The sequence below is a fragment of the Comamonas terrae genome (assembly GCF_001544075.1).
In the GTDB taxonomy this organism is placed as follows: Bacteria; Pseudomonadota; Gammaproteobacteria; order Burkholderiales; family Burkholderiaceae_C; genus Comamonas; species Comamonas terrae.
Window position 1 is genome coordinate 23490 of the sequence record NZ_BCNT01000007.1, and the last position, 20676, is coordinate 44165.

A 20676-nucleotide genomic window follows, 5' to 3' on the forward strand; every position below is an offset into this window, starting at 1 on the left:
GCGGCTGCACGTCGGTAGAGCGAGCGTGAGGGTCATTTTTTGGGCTGGAGCCAGTTGAGCGCCAGCAATACCAGGAACGAGAAGGCCACCATGCCCGCGGCCAGCAGGTGGGCGTGGCCGTACTCCATGGCTTCCACATGGTCGTAGATCTGCACCGAGACCACGCGCGTGACGCCGGGAATGTTGCCGCCCAGCATGAGCACCACGCCGAACTCGCCCACGGTGTGGGCAAAGGTCAGCACGGCGGCCGCGATGAAGCCGGGCCGGGCCAGCGGCAGGGCCACGGTGAAGAAGCGGTCCAGCGGGCTGGCGCCCAGGCTGGCCGCGGCTTCCAGCGGGCGCGGGCCCTGGGCCTCGAAGGCGCGCTGCAGCGGCTGCACCGTAAACGGCATGGAATAGATCAGAGAGCCCAGGACCAGGCCCGCAAACGTGAAAGGCAGCTGGCCCAGGCCCAGCGCCTGCGTGAGCTGGCCTATGGGGCCGTTGGGCCCCAGGGTGACCAGCAGGTAAAAGCCGATCACCGTGGGCGGCAGCACCAGTGGCAGGGCCACCACGGCGCCGATGGGGCCGGACCAGCGCGAGCGCGTATGCGCGAGCCACCAGGCCAGCGGCGTGCACAGCACCATGAGCAGCAGGGTGGTCACGCCCGCGAGCTTGAGCGTGAGCCAGATGGCGGCGTAGTCTTCGGCGTTCAGTTCCATGGCGCGAAAAAAAGAGGGCCTGCGCCGGCACCCCGGGCAGGGCGCCGGCGCAGGTTCTCCCACAGTGGGCCGTGCCAGCATATACGGCACGGCCGGAAAAAACAGCAAAGCTATGCTTTCGGTAGCGGCTGGCGCCTGCTGCATCCTCAATAGAACGATGCAGAAGGCGTAAATGCTTGCAGGACAGGCGTCAGAAGCTATAGCCGTAGGAGCGGATGATCTCGTGGGCCTTGTCGCTGCGCAAATACTTCATCAGGGCGGCGGCGGCCTCGTTGTCCTTGGCCGGGTTGAGCACGATGGCGTCCTGGCGTATGGGCTCGTGCATGCTGGCGGGCACCTGCCAGGCCGAACCTTCGCGGATCCTGCCGTTTTCCATCACCTGCGACAGCGCCACAAAGCCCAGCTGGGCATTGCCGGTGGCCGCGAACTGGTAGGTCTGGGCGATGTTCTCGCCCATCACCACCTTGGGCTGTACCTGCGCCGCCAGGCCCAGCTTGTTCAGCACTTCCATGGCCGCCGTGCCGTAGGGTGCCAGCTTGGGGTTGGCGATGGCGATGTGCCGGTAGTCGCCGCTCCTGAGCACCTCGCCCTTGTCGTCCACATAGCCGGCCCTGGGGCTCCACAGCACCAGCGTGCCGATGGCATAGGTGAAGCGCGAGGCGGCCAAGCCCTTGCCTTCCCGGGCGATCTTCTCGGGCGTGGTGTCGTCGGCGGCCAGCAGGATGCCGAACGGCGCGCCGTTGGCGATCTGGGCGTAGAACTTGCCCGTGGCCCCGAAGGACAGCTCGGCCTTGTGGCCCGTGTCCTTCTCGAACTCGGCGGCGATCTTCTTCATTGGCGCCGTGAAGTTGGCGGCCACGGCCACCGACACCTCGGCGGCCCGGGCCTGCGCGGCCCACAGGCCCATGGCGGCCGCCGCTGCCACGGCGGCATGGCGGGCCAGCGGGAAGGACAGGCGAGAAGAGCGGAACGAAGCGGCGGCAGTCTGGTGCATGGATGTATCGCTATTCATTAATGGAATAGCGAAGTGTAGCCGAGTGTCCGCATCAATTCGCAAGGGCTGCATGAGGAAATGCCCGGGCAGGGCATGATGGCGCCTATGTCAGATTCCGATCAAATCGAAGAACAGCACGGCCAGGCGTGCGCAGAACATGAAGAGGCGCCCGCCGCCACGGGCAGCCTGACGACCCGCTCGCTGTCGCAGGCTTTGGGCTACGACATGGCGGACCGCCGCATCGCCATCCTGCGCGGCATCGCGCAAAGCGGCTCCATATCCCAGGCCGCGCGCGATGTGGGCGTGAGCTACAAGGCTGCCTGGCAGGCCATCGATACCCTGACCAACCTTGCCGGCGTGGCGCTGGTGGAGCGCAGCGTGGGCGGCGCCGGCGGCGGCGGCGCCCAGATCACGGCGGCCGGCGAAGCCTTGCTGCGCACGGCCGAGACCATGGAGCGCGTGCGCGCCGAAGTGCTGCAGCGCCTGCAGGCCGAAAACGGCGGCGGTGCTGCCGCGGTCCCCGTGGCAGCCAATCTGGGGCTGCTGACCAGCATGCGCAACCAGTGGGCCTGCACGGTGCTCAAGGTGGAGTCGCTGGGCGGGCAGATCCGCGTCTGGCTGCGCGCCGCGGCCGATGCCGGCGCCGACTGGACGATTGCCGCGCGCATCACGCCCGAAAGTTACGAGCTGCTGGGCCTGTCGCCGGGCGCGCCGGTGCTGGCGCTGTGCAAGGCCACGGCCGTCAAGGTCTGGCTGGGCCAGGAGAGGCCCGGCCGGGAGGGGCCCGGCCGGGAAGGGTCCGCCGGTTCCAGCCACTCCGTCAACCTCTGGCCCGCCACGGTGCAGCGCGCCACCTATGGCGCGGTTTCGGTCGCCGAGGAAAGCACGGCCAGCGACGAGGCCATCTGCCGCCTCAACTGGGGCGCCCAGATCGTGGGCTTTGCGCCTGCGATGAGCGGCCTGGTGGCGGACGACCATGTGTGGCTGGAAGTGCCCGAATCGGCCGTGGTCGTGGCCGTGGCGTCGGCTTGAGGTTCCGGCCCTCGAGGCGGGCATGAGCCAGGGCCGGGACGGCGAGCCGGGGCCTGCGCCGGCCGCGCCGTCCTGCCGCGAAGCGGCATGGGCGCTCAGTCCACCTTCAGGCCGATTTCCTTGATCAGCGGCGCGAAGCGCGCGCGCTCCTTGGCGTGGTGGTCCACGAAGTCCTGGCGGCTCATGCGCGGCTCGGGCGTGGCGCCCAGGCCCTGGATCACATCGACCACGTTCTTTTGCTCCAGCGCCTTGAGCACGCTGGCGCGCACGGCTTCCACCACGGGTGCGGGCGTGCCCGCCGGCGCGTAGACGCCGAACAGGGTGTCGGCATCGAAGCCCGGCAGGCCGCTTTCGGCCAGCGTGGGCACCTTGGGGTACAGCGGCGAGCGGTGCGGGCTGCCGATGGCCAGCAGCTTGAGCTTGCCGGCCTCGACCTGCTTGAGGCCCGGGCCCGGATCGAACCAGTACTGCAGCTGGCCGCTGAGCACGTCGGTCAGCGCCGGGCCGGCGCCCTTGTACGGCACGTGGATGGCATCGACCTTGGCCGCGCGCTTGAACATCTCGCCGGCCAGGTGGGGCGAGCTGCCCGGGCCCGGCGAGCCGTAGGACAGCTTGCCCGGATGGGCCTGCAGGTATTTGACGAAATCCTGCACATTGCTCACGGGCAGGCTGGGGCTGGTTTCCAGGAACACGTGCACGCGCGCCACGGCGGCCACGGGGATCAGGTCCTTTTCCGGGTTGAACGGCAGCTTGCCGTAGATCAGCGGATTGATGCTGATGCCCCCGCCGCTGCTCAGCAGCAGCGTGTAGCCGTCCTTGGGTGCGCGCACGGTCTCGCCGATGCCGATGTTGCCGTTGGCGCCGGGCTTGTTGTCCACCACCACGGACTGGCCCAGCACCTGGCTCATGGTGGGCGAGATGGCGCGGCCCATCACGTCGGCCGCGCCGCCGGGGGCGAAGTTGACGATCAGGCGGATCGGGCGGTCCGGCCATTTGTCGTTGGCCAGGGCCGGTGCGGCAAGCGTGCTGCCGAGCAGGGCCAGCAGGCCGAGGCGGCGCCAGCGGTTGATGGCGGTGGTGGTTGCCATGGGTCGTGTCTCCTTGGGTTTGTTTTTTCTGAATGAATGGCTGACGGGGAAAGGCTTCAGGCCACCTCCACCTCCACCACGATGGGACGGGGGTGGGCTATGGCATCCCGCAGCGCCTGTGCCAGCTGCGCGGCATCCTGCACATGCACGCCGTCGCAGCCATGGCCCCTGGCCAGGGCCACGAAATCGATGTCGGGCAGCTCCGTGCCCTCGACCTTCTCGCCCTCGCGGTAGCCGAAGACCCTGGAGAAGTCCTGCAGGGCCGCGTAGCGGCGGTTCTTGAGGATCACGAAGGTGATGGGCAGGCGCATGTTGGCGGCGCTCCACAGCGCCTGGATCGCATACATCGCCGAGCCGTCGCCGATCACGGCGATGACCTTGCTGTCCGGCCTGGCCAGGGCCACGCCCACGGCCGCGGGCATGCTGTGGCCCAGGCCGCCGCTGCACATGGTGAAGAAGGTGGCGCTGTGGAAGATGGGCAGGTAGGTCTGGATCACGGGGCGCGAGCTGGGCGCCTCCTCCACGATTATGCTGTGCGGGTCGCGCACGCAGGCCAGCGTGTGCATGGCGAAGGCCACCGACATGCGCTCTCCGGCGCCCGGCGCGGCGGGCACGGGCGGCGCCGGCTTGCGCTCGGGCGCCGGGCGCTGCACCGCCTGCGGGCGCAGCAGCAGCTCCTCCACCCCCATGCGGATATTGCCCACGGCCGCCGTGCCCACGGGCGCCCAGGCGGCGATGGCCGGGTCCTCGATCAGCTGGTACAGCTGCGTGCCTTCGGGGACGAACGGGCCCTCGCCTTCCACGTGGTAGGTGAAGGCCGCGGCGCCCACGGCGAACACCACGTCGTGGCCGCCCAGCAGCTGCACGATGCGCTCGCGCATGGCAGGCAGGAAGCCCGCAAACAGCGGGTGGTCCTCGGGGAAGCTGCAGCGCCCGCTCATGGGCGCCACGAAGACACGGGCCTGGTGGCGCTCGGCCAGCGCCACCACGGCATCCCAGGCCTGGCCGCGGTCCACGGCCGCGCCGACCACGAAAGCGGGACGCTGGGCCGCATCCAGCGCTTCGCCGACCAGGGCCAGCGTGCGCGGATCGGGCCGGGTCTCGAAGCCCACGTGGCGCAGCACGATCGGATCGCAGGGCTTGTCCCAGTCATCGGCGGGAATGGACACGAAGACCGGGCCGCGCGGCTCCTGCATGGCGATGTAGTAGGCACGCGCCAGGGCCTGGGGAACATCCTCGGCGCGTGCGGGCTCGCAGCTCCACTTCACATAGGGCTTGGGCAGGTCCGTGGCGTCTCGCGAATGCAGGAAGGGGTCGAACTGCAGCAGCGAGCGGGCCTGCTGGCCGGCCGTGATGACCATGGGCGTGCGGTTCTTGAAGGCCGTGAAGATGTTGGCCATGGCGTGGCCCACGCCGGCGGCCGAATGCAGGTTCACGAAGCTGGCATTGCGCGTGGCCTGGGCATAGCCGTCGGCCATGCCCACGACCACGGCTTCCTGCAGGCCGAGCTCGTACGAGAAGTCTTCGGGATAGTCGCGAAACAGCGGCAGCTCGGTGGAGCCGGGGTTGCCGAAAATGCGCGTCATGCCCAGCTCGCGCAGCATGGCGATCACGGCATGGCGCACGGTATGGACGGTCTGGGGGAGGGCGGCGGGGGTGGCCTGGGCGCTGGATGTCGCTTGCAAAACATGTCTCCTGGGACTGGGGCCGCCGTTCTTTGCGCGAGGCAGGCGCGAGGGGCGATCCGTTCAGGCAGCTATCTTGCGTTGCGCCATAATTTCCAGCAATTGAATAAATCATCTAAGAGATATTCGTTTCATGGATATATCAGGCCTGGACCTCAATCTGCTGCGTGTCTTCGATGCCGTGTTCCGACACGGCAGCGTGAGCCGCGCGGCGCAGGAGCTGGGTCTGTCGCAGCCGGCGGCCAGCCAGGCGATCACACGGCTGCGGCAGCTGCTCGGCGATCCGCTGTTCGAGCGCATGCACGGCGGCGTGCGGCCCACGCCGCGGGCCGAGCACCTGGCGCAGGCGGTGCGCACCGCCCTGGCCACGCTGGAGGTGGCGCTGGCCGAGGCGCATGCGTTCGAGCCGCTGCAGGCCCGCAAGCGCTTTCGGCTGCACCTGAGCGACATCGGCGAGGCCCGTTTCCTGCCGCCGCTGATGCAGGCGCTGCGCCGGCGCGCGCCCCATGTGCTGCTGGAGACGCTGCCCATGCCCATGGCGGAGATCGCCGACGCCCTGGACCGCGGCTCGCTGGACCTGGCCATAGGCTTTCTGCCGGGCGTGAGCGGCACGCAGCAGCAGGTGCTGCTGTCGGACCACTATGCGCTGTTGCTGCGCAAGGGCCATCCGCTGCTGCAGGGCCGCCATGCCCCGCGCATGGACCTCGAAAGCCTGAAGGCGCTGGAATACGTGGCCGTGCGCTCGCACTCGGAGACGCTGAGAATTCTCCAGGCCCTGGACCTGGGGCCGCGCGTGCGCCTGTCGGCCGCGCACTTCATGGCCGTGCCCTCCATCGTGCGGCAGACCGACCTGGCCGTCATCATGCCCGCGGAGATCGCGGCCCGGTTCGAGGGCGAGGGCGACTATGTGGTGGTCGATGCAGCCCTGCCCGACAGCCGCTTCGATGTGTCGCTGCACTGGAGCTGGCGCTTTGCGCGCGAGCCGGCCAACCAGTGGATGCGCCAGCTGGTGAAGGAGGTTTTCCAGCAGGAGTGAAACAGGGCGCCCACGCTCTGCGCTGCGCGTGGTTGCTGCCCCGCATGACGGGGCCCGCCAATGAAAAACGCCCGGGCCGGATGGCGCAGGCGTTGGAGGGGGCGGGGCGAAAGCGAAGCGGCGCTTACTGCAGTTCGCGGCCCTTGAGTTCGGGGATCAGGAACAGAGTGGCCAGGATGTCCAGCACATAGAGCGCGGCCAGCAGGGCGATGGCGATCTGGAACGAATAGTTCATGGCCAGCGCGCCCACCACGACCGGGCCCATGCCGCCCACGGCGCGGCCGATGTTGAACAGCACGTTCTGCGCGGTGGCGCGGGCCTCGGTGGGATAGGCCTCGCTGATGACGGTGCCGTAGCCGCCCATCATGCCGTTGACGAACAGGCCCATGAGCGCGCCCGCCCAGAGCATGGCCGTCGGGTCGGACAGCTGGGAGTACAGCAGCACCAGGACGACCGAGCCGACCTGGAAGATCAGGAAGCTGGGCTTGCGGCCTATGCGGTCGGCCAGCTGGCCGAAGACCCAGATGCCGATCATCATGCCGACCACGGTGGCCGCGGTCCACAGCGAGGACTTGGTCAGGTTGAAGCCCATCTGCTTGGACAGGAAGCTGGGCATCCAGATCATGATGCCGTAGTAGCCGAAGTTCTGCACCGAGGTCAGCACGATCACGCCCAGGCTGACCCGGGCCGTGGCCTTGTCCTTCATCAGCAGCTTCAGGCATTGCAGGGCTGAAGGGCTTTGCGCCCTGGACTTGCGCACGAAGACCTCGGGCTCGTGCAGCTGGTTGCGGATCACCCAGGCCACGGCGGCCGGAATCACGCCGATCAGGAACATGCCGCGCCAGCCGATATGGGGCAGCAGCAGGGGCGTGAGCATGGCCGCGCCGAGCACGCCCACCTGCCAGCCCAGCGCCACATAGGAGGAGACGCGGGCGCGGTGGCGTGCGGGCCAGGCTTCGGCGGCCAGGGCCATGCCGATGCCGAACTCGCCACCCAGGCCGATGCCGGCAATCGTGCGGTAGATCAGCAGGTCCCAGTAGCCCTGCGCGAAGGCGCACAGCCCGGTGAAGACCGCGAACAGCATGATGGTCCAGGTCAGCACGCGGATGCGGCCGTAGCGGTCGCTGAGCATGCCGAAGACGATGCCGCCGAACACGGCGCCGATCAGCGTCCAGGTCACCAGCGAGCCGGCCTGGCCTGGGCTCAGGCCCAGGTCGCTGGAGATGGCGGCCAGCAGAAAGCCCAGGATGAGCAGGTCGAAGCCGTCCATGGCGTAGCCGACGGCCGAGCCCATGAGGGCTTTCCAGCTGTAGCCGCTGACATGTGTCGGAGCGCTGCTGTCGGCCGAAGCCGCAGCCATGGCGCTGGTGGTGTATTGGGTCACGGAAGAGTCCTTGAGCGAAGGCGGACTGTCTGGCGTGCCTGGCGCGGGTGGCGGCCCGTGGGGAAAGCGCGGCCGCCACTGGTGCGATGGCCAGTGCGCGGGCACGCGGCGTGCGTGCGGCATCCATGGGGTGCAACGGGCACGAGAAAGTCCTTGAGGAGATGTAAGGGGGCAGGAGCATCGCGCCGCGGGCTGCTCTGACCTTTCGGGCATCCTCAAGGGGGCAGCGGGACGAAATGTCGCCTCTGCTAAAAGCAAAACCCCAAATGCCGCAGGCATTTGGGGTCGGGATCTGGTGGTCGTAGAGGGACTTGAACCTTCGACATCAGCATTATGAATGCTGCGCTCTAACCAACTGAGCTATACGACCGATAGCCCGTGATTATATGCCGAAAAACGCCGGGTTGTGCAAAATCGAGGCTGCGCAACGCGTGCCCTGGCGGGTCGGTGAGCATCGAGCCAAAGAAAAACCCGCAGTGCTTGCGCGCTGCGGGTTCGTGTTTGGTGGTCGTAGAGGGACTTGAACCTTCGACATCAGCATTATGAATGCTGCGCTCTAACCAACTGAGCTATACGACCGACAGACCGAAATTATATACCAGTTTTATTGGTGAGAGAATTTTGCGGGCCGCTTGTTCATGAAGGCATCCATGCCTTCCTTCTGGTCCTGGGTGGCGAACAGCGCGTGGAACAGGCGGCGCTCGAACATCACGCCGTCGCTCAGCGAACCTTCAAAGGCCCGGTTCACGGACTCCTTGGCGGCCATCACGGCCAGCTGCGAGAAGCCGCTGATGATGAGGGCAGCGCCCAGCGCTTCCTCCATCATCTTCTCGTAGGGAACGACGCGGCTGACCAGCCCGGCGCGCTCGGCCTCGGTGGCGTCCATCATGCGCGCGGTCAGCGCCATGTCCATGGCCTTGGACTTGCCCACCGCGCGTGGCAGCCGCTGGGTGCCGCCGGCGCCGGGAATCACGCCCAGCTTGATCTCGGGCTGGCCGAACCTGGCGTTGTCGGCAGCGATGATGAAGTCGCACATCATCGCCAGCTCGCAGCCGCCGCCCAGGGCGAAGCCGCTGACGGCGGCAATCACGGGCTTGCGGATGCCGCGTATGGTTTCCCAGTTGCGCGTGATGTAGTCGCCGCCGTAGGCATCGGCAAAGCTGTACTTGGCCATGGCGCCGATGTCGGCGCCGGCGGCAAAGGCCTTCTCGCTGCCGGTGATGATCATGCAGCCGATGCTTTTGTCGGCATCGAAGGCCTTGAGCGCAGCGCCCAGTTCGTCCATGAGCTGGTCGTTGAGGGCGTTGAGCTGCTTGGGGCGGTTCAGGGTGATGATGCCGACCTTGTCCGCTTCCACGCGGACTTCGATGGTTTCGTAAGCCAAGTGAGTCTCCTGCTGAAGTTGTCGTAGCAGGCTGCAAGAATAACCGCAGCCATGGGTGAGGGCGCGGCCAACCCTGCGTGCCCGTGCGGGCTCAGTGCGCCGCTGTTGCGGCGGCCGAGCCGCCCAGCCAGCGCTCCACGGCCTGTTTGTCCGTGATCTCCAGGCCCAGGTTGCTCACGGCGGCGGGCACCGCATTGGCGCCATCTGCACCCTCGCTGGCCGGTTTGGCCGCAGCCGGCAGTGCCTGGTCCAGCTCCAGTTCCAGTGCCAGTAGCTGCCGGTCGCGCGCCACCCAGGCCGTCACGCGGCTGGCGCCGCCCGCATACAGCGGCAGATCGTCCAGGCGCGCCAGGCGCCAGCGCTGCACGAGCTCGGCGGGGTCCTTGCCGGGTACTTCGATGGCCAGCCATTCGTCGCCGGCCATCATGCCGGCCTGCTCGGCCGGGCCGCCGCGCAGCACGGTCTTGATCTGGATGCTGTGGTTTTCCTGCACGCGCAGGCCCAGCTTCTGCGCGAGCTGGGCCGGCTCGGCCTGGGCCTTGATGCCGTGGCCGGCCAGCAGCTCCGCCAGCGGCAGGTCCTCCGTGCCGTGCACCCATTGCGACAGTTGATCGGCCAGGGCCGGCGTGGCCTGTTCGCCGACCACGGCCAGGATGTCGGCCTCGGTGACGGGGCCGCCCTGGCTGCGCTGCCAGAGGCCGCGCATCACGTCGTCCAGCGTGGCCTGGCCCTGGGTGCGCAGCGCCAGGTCCAGGCACAGTGCCACCAGCGAGCCCTTGGTGTAATAGCTGACCGTGTGGTTGGCGGTGTTCTCGTCCTGGCGGTAGTACTTGATCCAGGCATCGAAGCTGGCCTGGGCCACGGACTGCACCTGGCGGCCCGGCGTCTGCAGCACCTGGTTGATGGTGCGCGTGATGAGCTTGAGGTACTGGGCGTTGTCGATCAGCTCGGCGCGGCGCAGCAGCAGATCGTCGTAGTAGCTGGTGAAGCCTTCGAAGAACCACAGCAGCTCGGTGTAGTTCTCCTGTTCGTAGTCGTAGCGCGCGAACTCAAAGGGGCGCAGGCGCTTGACGTTCCAGGTGTGGAAGTATTCGTGGCTGATCAGGCCCAGCAGCGTGGTGTAGCCTTCGCCGGCCTTTTTCTCGCCCAGGCGCGGCAGGTCGCGGCGGCCGCAGATCAGGGCCGTGGAGTTGCGGTGCTCCAGGCCTCCGTAGCCGTCGTCCACCACGTTGAGCATGAACACGTAGCGCTCCATGGGCGGGCGGCTGCCGTCGGCATGCCAGAAGGCGATCTCGGCCTCGCAGATCCGGCGCGCATCGGCCAGCAGGCGCTCGCCGTCCAGGCTGGGCGCGGCGCCGGCCACCACGAACTCGTGGGGCACGCCGGCCGCCGTGAAATGGCCGCGCCAGAAGCGGCCCATTTCCACGGGACAGTCCACCAGCTCGTCGTAGCCGGCGGCGGCATAGCGGCCCCAGCCCTGCGCGTCGGTGGCCACGGCGCTCAGCCCCGTGGCGATGCTCCACTCGCGCGTGGCCGGGCTGGGCAGCAGCTCCAGGCCGTGGCAGGCGTCTTCCTGGCCGTGCACGCGCAGGCACAGGCTGGTGCCGTTGAAGAAGCCGCGGCGGCGGTCCAGCCAGGCGGTGCGCACCGAGGTGTCGTAGGCGCAGACCTGGTAGCTGATGGCGACGGCCGCGCCGGCGCGGCAGCCGATTTCCCATTGGTTCTTGGCCAGCTGCTCCACGGCAACGGGTTCGCTGCCTTGCGTGGCTCTCAGGCACTGCAGGTTCTTGGCGAACTCGCGCACCAGATAGCTGCCCGGAATCCATACCGGCAGCGACACCCGCTGCCCGGCCGCCGGCCGGTCTATGTGCAGCGTGACATCGAACAGATGCACATCCACCGCTTGGGCCTGCACGCTGTAGCGCACGGCAGCAAGAGAGGAGGTCGGGGCAGTGGCGGTCATGGCGGCTCCAGAACAGGGGATGGAAGATAAAAAAACAGGAGCTGCTTGCGCCTGGTTCTACTTGTCTTCAGAAGGTTTTTCTCCTGAAAGCATCGTATACCAAGCGCAAGCAGCTCCTGTTTTTGATTGTTTATGGGCTTGCGGCCTATTTGGCTGCCAGGTGCTTTTCCACTTCCTGGGCGCTGATGGCGCCCGGCACGCGCACGTTGTTGGCAAAGATGATGGTGGGCGTGCCCGTGATCTTGTACTTGCGGCCGAAAGCCAGGTTGCGCTGCAGCGCCGAGGGATCGCACTGGGCCGCGGGCGCGTGCTTGTCGCGCAGCATGTGGTCCTGCCAGGCCTTGGCCTGGTCCTTGGAGCACCAGATGTTGCGCGACTTGTCGGCCGAGTCCGGGCTCAGGATGGGGTAGAGGAACAGGTAGACCGTGACGTTGTCCACGTTCTGCAGATCCTTCTCGAAGCGCTTGCAGTAGCCGCAGTTGGGGTCTTCGAACACGGCCATCTTGCGCTCGCCCTTGCCGTGCACGATGGTGATGGCGTCCTTGAGCGGCAGCTGCTTGAAGTCCACGGCCGTGAGCTGGTTCATGCGGTCTTCGGTCAGGTTGCGCCGGGCCTGGGTGTCGATGAGCTCGCCCTGGATCAGGTAGTTGCCCTTGGCATCGGTATAGAACACGTCGGTGCCCACGCGCACCTCGTACAGGCCCGGCATGGGGGTGGAGCGCACTTCGTCGATCTTTTCGAGCTGGGGAATGCGCTCGGTCAGCGTCTTCTTGAGATTGGCGTCCTGGGCATGGGCGCCCAGGCTCAGGGTCAGGCTGGCGGCGGCCAGCAGGCTTGCAACAAGTTTCATGGAGATCCCGCCGCGGCTTGCACGGCCCAATAGATTCATCGATTTCGGAAAGCTGCCGCGGACCTGCGCAAGGCCGGGCGCAGGCAGCAGCGCAGGGGAGTTGGAGTGCCGGAGCGCCAAAGGGTTCCCTGCCCCGGCAATTACAGCAGACCCATGGCCTGGCGCGCCATCCAGGATTTGAGCGGGCCGCTGCGCTCGAAGCCCTTCATGCCCCAGTTGCGCAGCATCTGCACCGGCACCTCGGGGCGGGCGAACAGCTGCTGCAGCCCGTCCATGGCCAGGCCCATCGGGGCCAGGGCCGCCTTGCGCTCGCGCTCGTACTGGCGCAGCAGCCGGGTGTCGCCCGTGCTGCGCCAGGGGTCGCGCTCCTGCAGGATGCGCGCCAGCGCCTGCACGTCGGCCAGGCCCAGGTTCAGGCCCTGGCCGGCCAGCGGATGCACGTTGTGGGCCGCGTCGCCGGCCAGCACCCAGCTATGCCAGCTATGGCCGGATTCATGGGCCATGGCGCCGCACCAGCGGTCGGCCACGGCCTGCTGCAGGGGCCAGGAGGCGCGCTCGGCTATCAGCTCCAGCCGGCCCAGCGTGTCCTGGCTGATGGCCTGCAGGCGGGTGGTGAAGCTTTCCTCGTCGCTGCGCAGCCACTCGGGCACCAGCGCCTGCTCCAGCGACCAGACCACGGCCACCTCATGGCCGTCGGGGCCGGCCAGCGGCAGAAAGGCCAGGATGCCTTCGGGCGTGAACCACTGGCGCGCAATGCCCGCGTGGGGCCGCTCGCAGCGCAGGCGCGTGGCAATGGCGCTCTGGGAATAGGGCGTGACGGAAAACGCCACGCCGAACTCTGCGCGCGTGCTGCTGGCGCGGCCCTCGCAGACGGCGGTCAGCGGTGCCTCCACCGGCTCGCGCACCACTTCCACCAGCGGCTGGTAGCGCACGGCTTCGGCCAGGCGCTGCTCCAGCGCCGGCACGTCGACGATCCAGGCCAGGGCGTCCACGCCCTGGCTGGCGGCGTCGAACTGCACGCGCCCGTCGAGATCGCCGAACACGTCCATGCCGGTCACCGGCGTGGCATGCTCGTCATCGGGCCAGCAGCGCAGCGATTCCAGAAGGGCCCGGGAGCCGAGGTTGAGCGCATAGGCCCTCACATCCCTGGCAGCGCCCTGGCTGCGCTGCGGCGGGGCGACCAGGGCCACGCGCATGCGTTCCCGAGCCAGCAAAAGGGCCAAGGTCCGGCCCACGATGCCGGCTCCGCGTATACATACATCAAAGGTTTGCGCCATGGCCGGCATTGTAGGAGGCGCCGGCAAGGCCTGTCCGCCTGGCGGGTACGGCCCACGCAGGGAGCATGGCCTGCATCAACTATGCTTTTGCCAGTTGCCGACGCAGGCCCTGGCGCCTGCAACCGCCTGCAAACGCAAATCAATGAATATCCGCTTCTTTTCCATCCGTTTCACCCGCAAGACAACACCATGACCGAGACCGCTTTCGATGTGCAGGGGCAGATCGCCCAGCTGTGGATCTACCCCGTCAAATCCTGTGCCGGCATTGCCGTGCAGCAGGCGGTGCTGACGCGCCACGGCCTGCAGTGGGACCGGCACTGGATGGTGGTCGACCCGCAGGGGGAGTTCCTGACCCAGCGCAGCCATCCGCGCATGGCGCTGATCCGGCCCGAGATCGCCGAAGAGCATCTGCTGCTGCATTTCCCCGGCCAGGAGCCGCTGCAGGTTCCGCTGCGGGCCGGCGGCGGCCTGCGCCGCGCCCGGGTCTGGAAGGACACGGTGCAGGCCTGGGACCTGGGCGAGTGGAGCGAGGCCGCGCGCCAATGGCTGAGCCGCGCGCTGCAGACCGACTGCGCGCTGGTGCGCTTCGACCCTGCCCAGGCACGCCAGGCCAATGAGCACTGGGCCGGCGACGACGATGCGCCCGTGCACTTTGCCGACGGCTATCCGCTGCTGGTGCTCAGCGACGCGGCCGTGGAGGACCTCAACCAGCGTCTCGTCCAGGCCGGCGAGGCGGTCGTCGATGTGCGGCGCTTCCGGCCCAACATCGTGATCGCCGGCGTGCAGGCCCATGACGAGGATCTGGTCGAGCAGCTGCAGGTGCAGGAGCTGCCCGGCGTGCGCCTGCGGCCCTGCAAGCCCTGCACGCGCTGCCCCATTCCCGACATCGACCCCGAGACCGGCGTGCCCGGTACGGCCGTCGGCGACGCCATGCGCGCCTACCGCCAGGACCCGCGCATGGACGGCGCCATCACCTTCGGCATGAATGCCGTCGTCCTCGGCGTGGACGCCGAGGACGGCCGTGCGCCCGTACTGGCCGTGGGCCAGACCCTGGCCGGCGACCTGCAGTTCGCCTGAACAGGCTCCGGCAGGTCGCGATTGCGCCGGCGCAACCGCCTGGAGCTGCCGGCTTGCGCCGTGATGGCCGCCACCTCCCGGACGGCTGCCATCCCGGGCCGGCCGACTATGCCGGGCGCTGCACGGCATGGCATGGGGCCACCACGAGAAAGTCTTTTCACGCATCCTGCTTCATCCGGGTACAGCTTTTCGAGAGAGCGGTCCGTCCATGAAAAAATCGAACAGGGCCACGCTGATCGGCATGGTCGCCGTTGTGCTGTGGAGTTCCATCGTCGGCCTGATACGCAGCGTCAGTGACCATCTCGGCCCCACGGGCGGCGCGGCCATGATGTACAGCGTGGCCTCGGTGTTCCTGCTGCTGTCCGCGGGCTGGGTCAGGCTGGGCGAATTTCCGCGGCGCTACCTGGTCTGGGGCAGCCTGCTGTTCGTCAGCTACGAGCTGTGCCTGGCGCTGTCCATCGGCTACGCCAACACGGCGCGCCAGGCCATCGAGGTGGGCATGGTCAACTACCTGTGGCCCACCTTCACCATTGTTGCGGCCATCCTGTTCAACCGGCAAAGAACCAATCTCCTGATCGTGCCGGGATTTCTGCTGTCCATCGTCGGCATCTGCTGGGTACTGGGCGGCGAGCAGGGCTTCGATCCGGTCGGCATGCTGCACAACGTGCGCGACAACCCGCCGAGCTACGGCCTGGCCTTTGCCGGTGCGTTGATATGGGCTGCCTATTGCACGGTGACGGCGCGGATGGCGGGCGGCAAGAACGGCGTGACCCTGTTCTTCATGCTGGTGTCCGTGACCTTGTGGATCAAGTACCTGCTCGGGGGCGGCGGCGCCATGGACTTCAGCGGGGAGGCCGTGGCCTACCTGTTGCTGGCCGCTGCCGCCATGGGCTTTGGCTACGGTGCCTGGAACGTGGGAATCCTGCACGGCAACGTGACGATTCTGGCCGGTGCCTCGTATTTCATCCCGGTGCTTTCCGCTGCGTTCTCGACGCTGCTGCTGCGTGCGGCTCTGCCGCTGGCCTTCTGGCAGGGCGCGGCCATGGTGTGCGGCGGCGCCATCCTCTGCTGGCTTGCGACGCGAGCAAGGCGCGCGCCACCCGTTCGTGACTGAGGCCAGGCCTCCGGTCCGCTGCCCGCCGGGTGGGACGGACCGCTGAGCGCGATTCCGCCGCCGGCGCCTGCAACACCGCGGCCTTACATGAAGCCCGGATTGCGGGGCAGATAGCTTGCCCAGTCCCCGTGGCGGTGCGAGGACATCAGCACCATGGGAAGGGCAAAGCGCATGCCCTGGCTGGCCGCAAGGGTCAGCGCTGAACTGGTTCCCGGAACGAAGGCGGAAACCTGCCTGGAATCTCCGGCAGCTGCCATGGCCAATGCTGTTGCGAAGGCTGCGGGCATGGCATGCGCATGCATGACGGCCAGAGGGCCTATGTGGCCTGTTGCCGCGATGTAGGCGTAGCCGATGCGCTCGCCTGCATCCTCCAGAAAAATGCCTTGGACCGCGGGATCGCCGAGCAGATACCGGTGGTGCTTCTCGCGTGAAATCCCCAGTGCCGCCATGTCGAGCCTTCGCAGCGTCTCCAGGTCGGCTGCTGTCGCGTGGATCGGCGCTACACCGAGCGCTGGCCGGGGCGCGTGAAGCGCCAGCAATTCGCGCTCGATGCAGCACAAATGGATGGGCAGGCGCGGCAGCAGGCCGTGGCGTACATACAGCCCTTGCGAAACGGTATTGAAGGCGAAGGTGATCAGGCTTTTGTCGGTTGCTCCCGCCTGGTTCGCATGCTCCAGCGTGCGGCCCAGCAGGCGGTTGCCGATTCCCTGGCCCTGCCGGCCCGGGGCCACGAAAAGCTCTGCAAGAAACCAGAGGCGGCCACAGACCCAGCTCAGGGCAAAGCCCGCCAGCCCTTGCTCATCCTCGGCCAGCCATGCGCCGCGTGGGTCGTCCCGAAGACACAACGCCTGAAAGTCCGGTGCCCGCGAAGTGGCAATGGCACCGAAGCCGTGGCGCACGGTCAGATCGTTGATGCTGCGCGCCACCAGTTCTTCGGCATGCGCCAGTTCCTGCAGGCTTGCAGGTCGGACAACGAGGGACATGGGACCTCCTCTGTGGCGATGCCTGGATCCACAGCATAAGCCTGCGCAAGATGCTCGCCAAGTACCGATTCCGGACAAGCGCCTTCGGCCCAAGGTCGGCCCCCCGTTCAGGCAGATTGCCCCTGAACGGGACAGGGCACGGGGCGATTCACCGTCTTCAAGCGGCGTTGCACCTGGCCCCTGGCTTCAGAAGACTGCCCAGTCTTCTTCCTCGGCCTTGGCGCGATCCTGTGCCTTGAGCAGGGCAGGGGCTGCTGCGGGGCCAGAGGCCCCCGCTTTACCTGCCTGGGCTGGCGCATGCCCGGGCACCAGCGATGCGCGAGGTGTTCGGGCTGGTGCCTTGGCCGGCGTCGGCATTGCGCGGGGCGCACCGGCCTGGCCGGCGTCCGAGAGCTTGAATACCGCAACGGCGTCCACCAGTTGCTGTGCCTGGCTCTTCAGGTTGGCAGCCGCGGCGGCACTTTCTTCCACCAGCGCAGCGTTCTGTTGCGTCACTTGGTCCATCTGGGTGACGGCGTCGCCCACCTGCGAGATACCCGCGCTTTGTTCGATGCTCGCGGAAGTGATTTCCGCCACGATGTCGCTGACGCGCTGTATGGAGCCCACGATCTCACCCATGGTCCTGCCCGCCTGGCCGACCAGCGCCGAGCCTTGGTCGACCTGCTCCACGCTGCGTTCGATCAATGCCTTGATCTCCTTGGCCGCCTCTGCGCTGCGCTGGGCCAGCGTGCGCACTTCGCCGGCCACTACCGCAAAGCCCCGGCCTTGCTCGCCGGCGCGGGCCGCTTCCACCGCAGCGTTGAGCGCGAGGATGTTGGTCTGGAAAGCGATGCCGTCAATGACGCCGATGATGTCCCCGATCTTGCGGCTGCTGTCGCTGATGTCCTGCATGGTGCTGACCACCTTGCCGACCACTTCACCGCCTCGGGCAGCCACGGCCGAAGCACCCTGGGCCAGCTGATTGGCCTGTTTGGCGCTGTCGGTGTTGTGGCGCACGGTGGTGTTGAGCTGCTCCATGGTGGCGGCTGTCTGCTGCAGGGCGCTGGCCTGCTCCTCGGTGCGCTGACTGAGGTCCTGATTGCTTTGCGCGATCTGGGTGCTGGCCGAGGCCACGCTCTCGGAGTTCGCCCGTACATTGGCGACCACATCGGTCAGGCTGGCCTGCATGCGGTGCAGCGCCGCCATCAGGCTGTGCCGGTCGCCCGGAGCAATCGCGATGCGGCCGGACAGGTCGCCTTCGGCAACGCGGCTGACCGCACGGGCCGCCACTGCAGGGTCGCCGCCGATGGAGCGCTGCACGCCCCGCATGATCAGCACGGCCAGCACGACGCCCAGCGCCATGGCCAGGCCGACCAGCAGCAGCGACTGCGCACGCGCGCTGGCAAAGCTGGCCGCTGCCTGGCGCTTGGAATCCTCGGACCCCCTTGCGTTCAGTTCGGTGCTTTTCACGATCGCGTCGAGATAGGCGGTGAAGGCCTTGCGCGAAGGCCCTCGGTAGTACGTGGTGGTTTCCTGGAGGGCCGCCTCGCCCTGGCGCGACAGGGACTGCAGCTTTTCCTGCGTGAGAAGGTAGGCTGCCTTCTGCTTTTGCACATCGTTCCAGAGAGCCTGTTCCCCGGGCGAACTGATCAGCGGCACATAGCGACGCTCAAAATCGGCCAGCTTGTTGTGCAGGTCGTGGATGCGCTTGTCCACCTCGTCCATCTCCGCCTGGTCGGCCGACAGGATGTGGTCGGATTCGGCGCGGCGCAACTGGTTGGCGTAGGCGCGGATCTCAGCCAGCGTTTCCACGCTGGGCAGCCAGTTTTCGGCGATTTCCACGGTGGCGGCGTTGATGCGGCTCATCTGCCATAGCCCCAGTGCGCCGAGCAGCAGGCACAGCAGCAGCAGGGTCCCGAAGGACGCACTCAGCTTGCGGGCCAGGGTCCAGCCATTCATCTCGTGATCGGTTTTCATCTTGTTTTCCGAAGGCTGGCGTTCATCCGATTGCAAACTGCGTGCGGTCCCTGTCCCTGATCCAGGCGGGCGGCTTGCCGCGGCCGGTCCAGGTACTGCCTGTGGCCGGATCGCGGTACTTGGGCGCTACCGACGCGGTCCTGCGCTGGCGCGTTGCCGGAGGGAACACATCCCGCGGGGTGAGGCCGAACGCCTCGACCAGGGTCCGGATGCTTTGCAAGGCCTCGGCCACCTCGGCTTGCCGGGCGCTGGCAATCTGCTGTTCCAAAGCTGCGCGTTGTGCGAGCAGTTCCTGATAGGAGGCAGTGTGTGTCTTCATCTTGATTCCTTCTTTGAATCCTCTGAACGGGCTGATGGAATGCGCGGCGCAATCGGTGCCTTGCCCCCGGTCGCAGCCCGCGTCGATAACCAGCAGTCGCTTCGAAGACGCTTGCGAACGGACGCTGCCGGCCTGCCGCAAGGCGCTGGCGCGCATTTCGTGGAAGACATCTTCAGACTGAAATCTTAAACATTTTTTAACAAAAATATACAAATTGAAACAATTGCACCTCGGCAAGTGATCGGCCGTCGGGTGCGGGGGCCTTGCATTGCAAGCCTCTGACTGGCAGCGGGGTCCGGATGCCTTCCTGGGAGGCCGGATGGCAGCGCCGGGGCTGCGTGGCTGGCGGGTGTGCGGCTCGGCCTGTTGAAAGCTGGCCTCAGGGGGGGATGCGCCAGTCCGCTGGCCGCACCTGTGAATAACGATCAGGCATGGCAGCCGCGGGAGAACCTGCGCGCCAGCAGAGATTCGCCGCTCATTACAATCGGCGGAGATTCCAGTGGCCGAACCAGCACAAATCCCTGCAAAAACAGGGCATTTCTGGGCCACCTCCATCTTCCAGACAACATTTCTACGCAATGCGATCCGGACTCCGCACCAAGCCGGTGCTGGGTGCGCCAGCGCGTTGCTTTTTTAAGGAATATTCATGAGCCTCAAATGTGGCATCGTGGGTCTGCCCAATGTGGGCAAGTCCACTCTCTTCAACGCGCTGACCAAGGCCGGCATTGCGGCCGAGAACTATCCCTTCTGCACCATCGAGCCGAACACCGGCGTGGTGGAAGTGCCCGATCCCCGTCTGAACCAGTTGGCCGAGATCATCTCGCCCGAGCGCATCGTGCCCGCCATCGTCGAGTTCGTGGACATCGCCGGCCTGGTGGCCGGCGCCTCCAAGGGCGAGGGCCTGGGCAACCAGTTCCTGGCGCATATCCGCGAGACCGACGCCATCGTCAACGTGGTGCGCTGCTTCGAGGATCCGAACGTGATCCACGTGGCCGGCCGGGTCGATCCGATCTCCGACATCGAAGTCATCCAGACCGAGCTGTGCCTCGCCGACCTGGCCACGGTGGAGAAGGCATTGCAGCGCTACAGCAAGGCCGCCAAGTCGGGCAATGACAAGGAAGCTGCCAAGCTGGTGTCGCTGCTCACGCCCATCCAGGCGGCCCTGAACGAAGGCAAGCCTGCGCGCACCGTGCCGGTGAGCAAGGAAGATGCGCCGCTGCTCAAGCAGTTCTGCCTGATCACGGCCAAGCCCGCCATGTTCGTGGGCAATGTGTCCGAGGACGGTTTCGAGAACAACCCGCTGCTGGACAAGCTCAAGGAATACGCGGCCGCCCAGGGCGCGCCCGTGGTCGCCATCTGCGCCAAGATCGAGGCCGAAATGGCCGAGATGGAGGACGAGGACCGCGACATGTTCCTGCAGGAGCTGGGCCTGGAGGAGCCGGGCCTGAACCGCCTGATCCGCGCCGGCTTCAAGCTGCTGGGCCTGCAGACCTATTTCACCGCCGGCGTGAAGGAAGTGCGCGCCTGGACCATCAAGGTCGGCGACACCGCGCCGCAGGCGGCCGGCGTCATCCATGGCGACTTCGAGCGTGGCTTCATCCGTGCCCAGACCATTGCCTTCGAGGATTTCATCGCCTACAAGGGCGAGCAGGGCGCCAAGGATGCCGGCAAGATGCGCGCCGAAGGCAAGGAATACGTGGTCAAGGACGGCGACGTGATGAACTTCCTGTTCAACGTCTGAGTTGCATCGTGGGCTGGCGCTTCGCGCGCCGCCTGGAACGGTAAAGCACCAGGGCGGTTAGTGCCCCTGGTGCTTTTTTTCTGCGCAAAGTC

Annotated in this window: 17 protein-coding genes and 2 tRNA genes; 5 read left to right on the forward strand and 14 right to left on the reverse strand. The window is 67.1% G+C overall.

Annotated elements, in window-relative coordinates:
- Positions 1 to 32: 32 nt before the first annotated feature.
- Both modB and modA read right to left on the reverse strand, forming a co-directional pair.
- Complete coding sequence (gene modB / locus Cte04_RS11685) at positions 33 to 701, reverse strand: molybdate ABC transporter permease subunit (RefSeq protein ID WP_066477254.1); 669 nt, start codon at positions 699 to 701, stop codon at positions 33 to 35.
- 190 nt (positions 702 to 891) lie between these two features.
- The gene (gene modA / locus Cte04_RS11690) at positions 892 to 1695 is read right to left on the reverse strand and encodes a molybdate ABC transporter substrate-binding protein (RefSeq protein ID WP_066477266.1); all 804 of its coding nucleotides are present in this window, start codon (positions 1693 to 1695) and stop codon (positions 892 to 894) included.
- Positions 1696 to 1800: 105 nt separating this feature from the next.
- Here modA and Cte04_RS11695 point away from each other — a divergent pair, with 105 nt between their 5' ends.
- Entirely contained in the window at positions 1801 to 2727 is a 927-nt protein-coding gene (locus tag Cte04_RS11695; RefSeq protein WP_066478038.1) for a molybdenum-dependent transcriptional regulator ModE, read from the forward strand.
- 95 nt (positions 2728 to 2822) lie between these two features.
- On the opposite strand, the gene Cte04_RS11700 is transcribed toward Cte04_RS11695, so the two are convergent.
- On the reverse strand, positions 2823 to 3815 hold the full coding sequence (locus Cte04_RS11700; protein ID WP_066477275.1) for a Bug family tripartite tricarboxylate transporter substrate binding protein: 993 nt from the start codon (positions 3813 to 3815) through the stop codon (positions 2823 to 2825).
- Between the two features lie 56 nt (positions 3816 to 3871).
- Complete coding sequence (mdlC, locus tag Cte04_RS11705; RefSeq protein ID WP_245633363.1) at positions 3872 to 5419, reverse strand: benzoylformate decarboxylase; 1548 nt, start codon at positions 5417 to 5419, stop codon at positions 3872 to 3874.
- A 214-nt stretch (positions 5420 to 5633) separates the two neighbouring features.
- On the opposite strand from mdlC, the gene Cte04_RS11710 reads away from it, so the two are divergent.
- Positions 5634 to 6536 (forward strand): LysR family transcriptional regulator, encoded by a 903-nt coding sequence (locus tag Cte04_RS11710; protein ID WP_066477280.1) that lies wholly within the window; start codon positions 5634 to 5636, stop codon positions 6534 to 6536.
- Between the two features lie 124 nt (positions 6537 to 6660).
- On the opposite strand, the gene Cte04_RS11715 is transcribed toward Cte04_RS11710, so the two are convergent.
- From Cte04_RS11715 to Cte04_RS11745, 7 genes are all read right to left on the reverse strand, one after another.
- Entirely contained in the window at positions 6661 to 7896 is a 1236-nt protein-coding gene (locus Cte04_RS11715) for an MFS transporter (protein ID WP_157081982.1), read from the reverse strand.
- A 317-nt stretch (positions 7897 to 8213) separates the two neighbouring features.
- Positions 8214 to 8290 (reverse strand) — tRNA-Met (locus Cte04_RS11720).
- A gap of 132 nt (positions 8291 to 8422) precedes the next feature.
- A tRNA-Met gene (locus Cte04_RS11725) sits at positions 8423 to 8499 on the reverse strand.
- A gap of 25 nt (positions 8500 to 8524) precedes the next feature.
- On the reverse strand, positions 8525 to 9304 hold the full coding sequence (locus Cte04_RS11730) for an enoyl-CoA hydratase (RefSeq protein ID WP_066477291.1): 780 nt from the start codon (positions 9302 to 9304) through the stop codon (positions 8525 to 8527).
- 91 nt (positions 9305 to 9395) lie between these two features.
- A complete protein-coding gene (locus Cte04_RS11735) occupies positions 9396 to 11267 on the reverse strand; it encodes a M61 family metallopeptidase (protein ID WP_066477300.1) in 1872 nt (623 codons plus the stop codon).
- Positions 11268 to 11412: 145 nt separating this feature from the next.
- Positions 11413 to 12117, reverse strand: a complete 705-nt coding sequence (locus Cte04_RS11740) for a DsbC family protein (RefSeq protein WP_066477303.1) — start codon at positions 12115 to 12117, stop codon at positions 11413 to 11415.
- A gap of 140 nt (positions 12118 to 12257) precedes the next feature.
- Complete coding sequence (locus tag Cte04_RS11745; protein WP_174522917.1) at positions 12258 to 13394, reverse strand: FAD-dependent monooxygenase; 1137 nt, start codon at positions 13392 to 13394, stop codon at positions 12258 to 12260.
- A gap of 189 nt (positions 13395 to 13583) precedes the next feature.
- Here Cte04_RS11745 and Cte04_RS11750 point away from each other — a divergent pair, with 189 nt between their 5' ends.
- Complete coding sequence (locus Cte04_RS11750; protein ID WP_066477321.1) at positions 13584 to 14471, forward strand: MOSC domain-containing protein; 888 nt, start codon at positions 13584 to 13586, stop codon at positions 14469 to 14471.
- Positions 14472 to 14679: 208 nt separating this feature from the next.
- Positions 14680 to 15585: an aromatic amino acid DMT transporter YddG gene (yddG, locus tag Cte04_RS11755; RefSeq protein WP_066477326.1), complete on the forward strand. Its 906-nt coding sequence runs from the start codon at positions 14680 to 14682 to the stop codon at positions 15583 to 15585.
- A gap of 83 nt (positions 15586 to 15668) precedes the next feature.
- On the opposite strand, the gene Cte04_RS11760 is transcribed toward yddG, so the two are convergent.
- The 3 genes from Cte04_RS11760 to Cte04_RS11770 all read right to left on the reverse strand — a co-directional run bounded on the left by Cte04_RS11760 (position 15669) and on the right by Cte04_RS11770 (position 18843).
- Positions 15669 to 16568 carry a GNAT family N-acetyltransferase gene (locus Cte04_RS11760; RefSeq protein WP_066477333.1) on the reverse strand — a complete coding sequence of 300 codons (900 nt, stop codon included), beginning with the start codon at positions 16566 to 16568 and terminating at the stop codon, positions 15669 to 15671.
- 186 nt (positions 16569 to 16754) lie between these two features.
- Complete coding sequence (locus tag Cte04_RS22145) at positions 16755 to 18524, reverse strand: methyl-accepting chemotaxis protein (RefSeq protein ID WP_281178774.1); 1770 nt, start codon at positions 18522 to 18524, stop codon at positions 16755 to 16757.
- Between the two features lie 22 nt (positions 18525 to 18546).
- Positions 18547 to 18843, reverse strand: coding sequence for an H-NS histone family protein (locus tag Cte04_RS11770; RefSeq protein ID WP_066478046.1), 297 nt, complete (start codon positions 18841 to 18843; stop codon positions 18547 to 18549).
- A 646-nt stretch (positions 18844 to 19489) separates the two neighbouring features.
- Here Cte04_RS11770 and ychF point away from each other — a divergent pair.
- Positions 19490 to 20584, forward strand: coding sequence for a redox-regulated ATPase YchF (gene ychF / locus Cte04_RS11775; RefSeq protein ID WP_066477339.1), 1095 nt, complete (start codon positions 19490 to 19492; stop codon positions 20582 to 20584).
- Positions 20585 to 20676: the final 92 nt, after the last annotated feature.

Excerpts from the sequence above, each read along its gene's own strand:
- modB (WP_066477254.1), bottom strand. The coding sequence starts at position 701 with ATGGAACTGAACGCCGAAGACTACGCCGCCATCTGGCTCACGCTCAAG.
- modA (WP_066477266.1), bottom strand. The coding sequence starts at position 1,695 with ATGCACCAGACTGCCGCCGCTTCGTTCCGCTCTTCTCGCCTGTCCTTC.
- Cte04_RS11695 (WP_066478038.1), top strand. The coding sequence starts at position 1,801 with ATGTCAGATTCCGATCAAATCGAAGAACAGCACGGCCAGGCGTGCGCA.
- Cte04_RS11700 (WP_066477275.1), bottom strand. The coding sequence starts at position 3,815 with ATGGCAACCACCACCGCCATCAACCGCTGGCGCCGCCTCGGCCTGCTG.
- mdlC (WP_245633363.1), bottom strand. The coding sequence starts at position 5,419 with ATGCTGCGCGAGCTGGGCATGACGCGCATTTTCGGCAACCCCGGCTCC.
- Cte04_RS11710 (WP_066477280.1), top strand. The coding sequence starts at position 5,634 with ATGGATATATCAGGCCTGGACCTCAATCTGCTGCGTGTCTTCGATGCC.
- Cte04_RS11715 (WP_157081982.1), bottom strand. The coding sequence starts at position 7,896 with ATGGCTGCGGCTTCGGCCGACAGCAGCGCTCCGACACATGTCAGCGGC.
- Cte04_RS11735 (WP_066477300.1), bottom strand. The coding sequence starts at position 11,267 with ATGACCGCCACTGCCCCGACCTCCTCTCTTGCTGCCGTGCGCTACAGC.
- Cte04_RS11740 (WP_066477303.1), bottom strand. The coding sequence starts at position 12,117 with ATGAAACTTGTTGCAAGCCTGCTGGCCGCCGCCAGCCTGACCCTGAGC.
- Cte04_RS11745 (WP_174522917.1), bottom strand. The coding sequence starts at position 13,394 with ATGGCGCAAACCTTTGATGTATGTATACGCGGAGCCGGCATCGTGGGC.
- Cte04_RS11750 (WP_066477321.1), top strand. The coding sequence starts at position 13,584 with ATGACCGAGACCGCTTTCGATGTGCAGGGGCAGATCGCCCAGCTGTGG.
- yddG (WP_066477326.1), top strand. The coding sequence starts at position 14,680 with ATGAAAAAATCGAACAGGGCCACGCTGATCGGCATGGTCGCCGTTGTG.
- Cte04_RS11760 (WP_066477333.1), bottom strand. The coding sequence starts at position 16,568 with ATGTCCCTCGTTGTCCGACCTGCAAGCCTGCAGGAACTGGCGCATGCC.
- Cte04_RS22145 (WP_281178774.1), bottom strand. The coding sequence starts at position 18,524 with ATGAAAACCGATCACGAGATGAATGGCTGGACCCTGGCCCGCAAGCTG.
- Cte04_RS11770 (WP_066478046.1), bottom strand. The coding sequence starts at position 18,843 with ATGAAGACACACACTGCCTCCTATCAGGAACTGCTCGCACAACGCGCA.
- ychF (WP_066477339.1), top strand. The coding sequence starts at position 19,490 with ATGAGCCTCAAATGTGGCATCGTGGGTCTGCCCAATGTGGGCAAGTCC.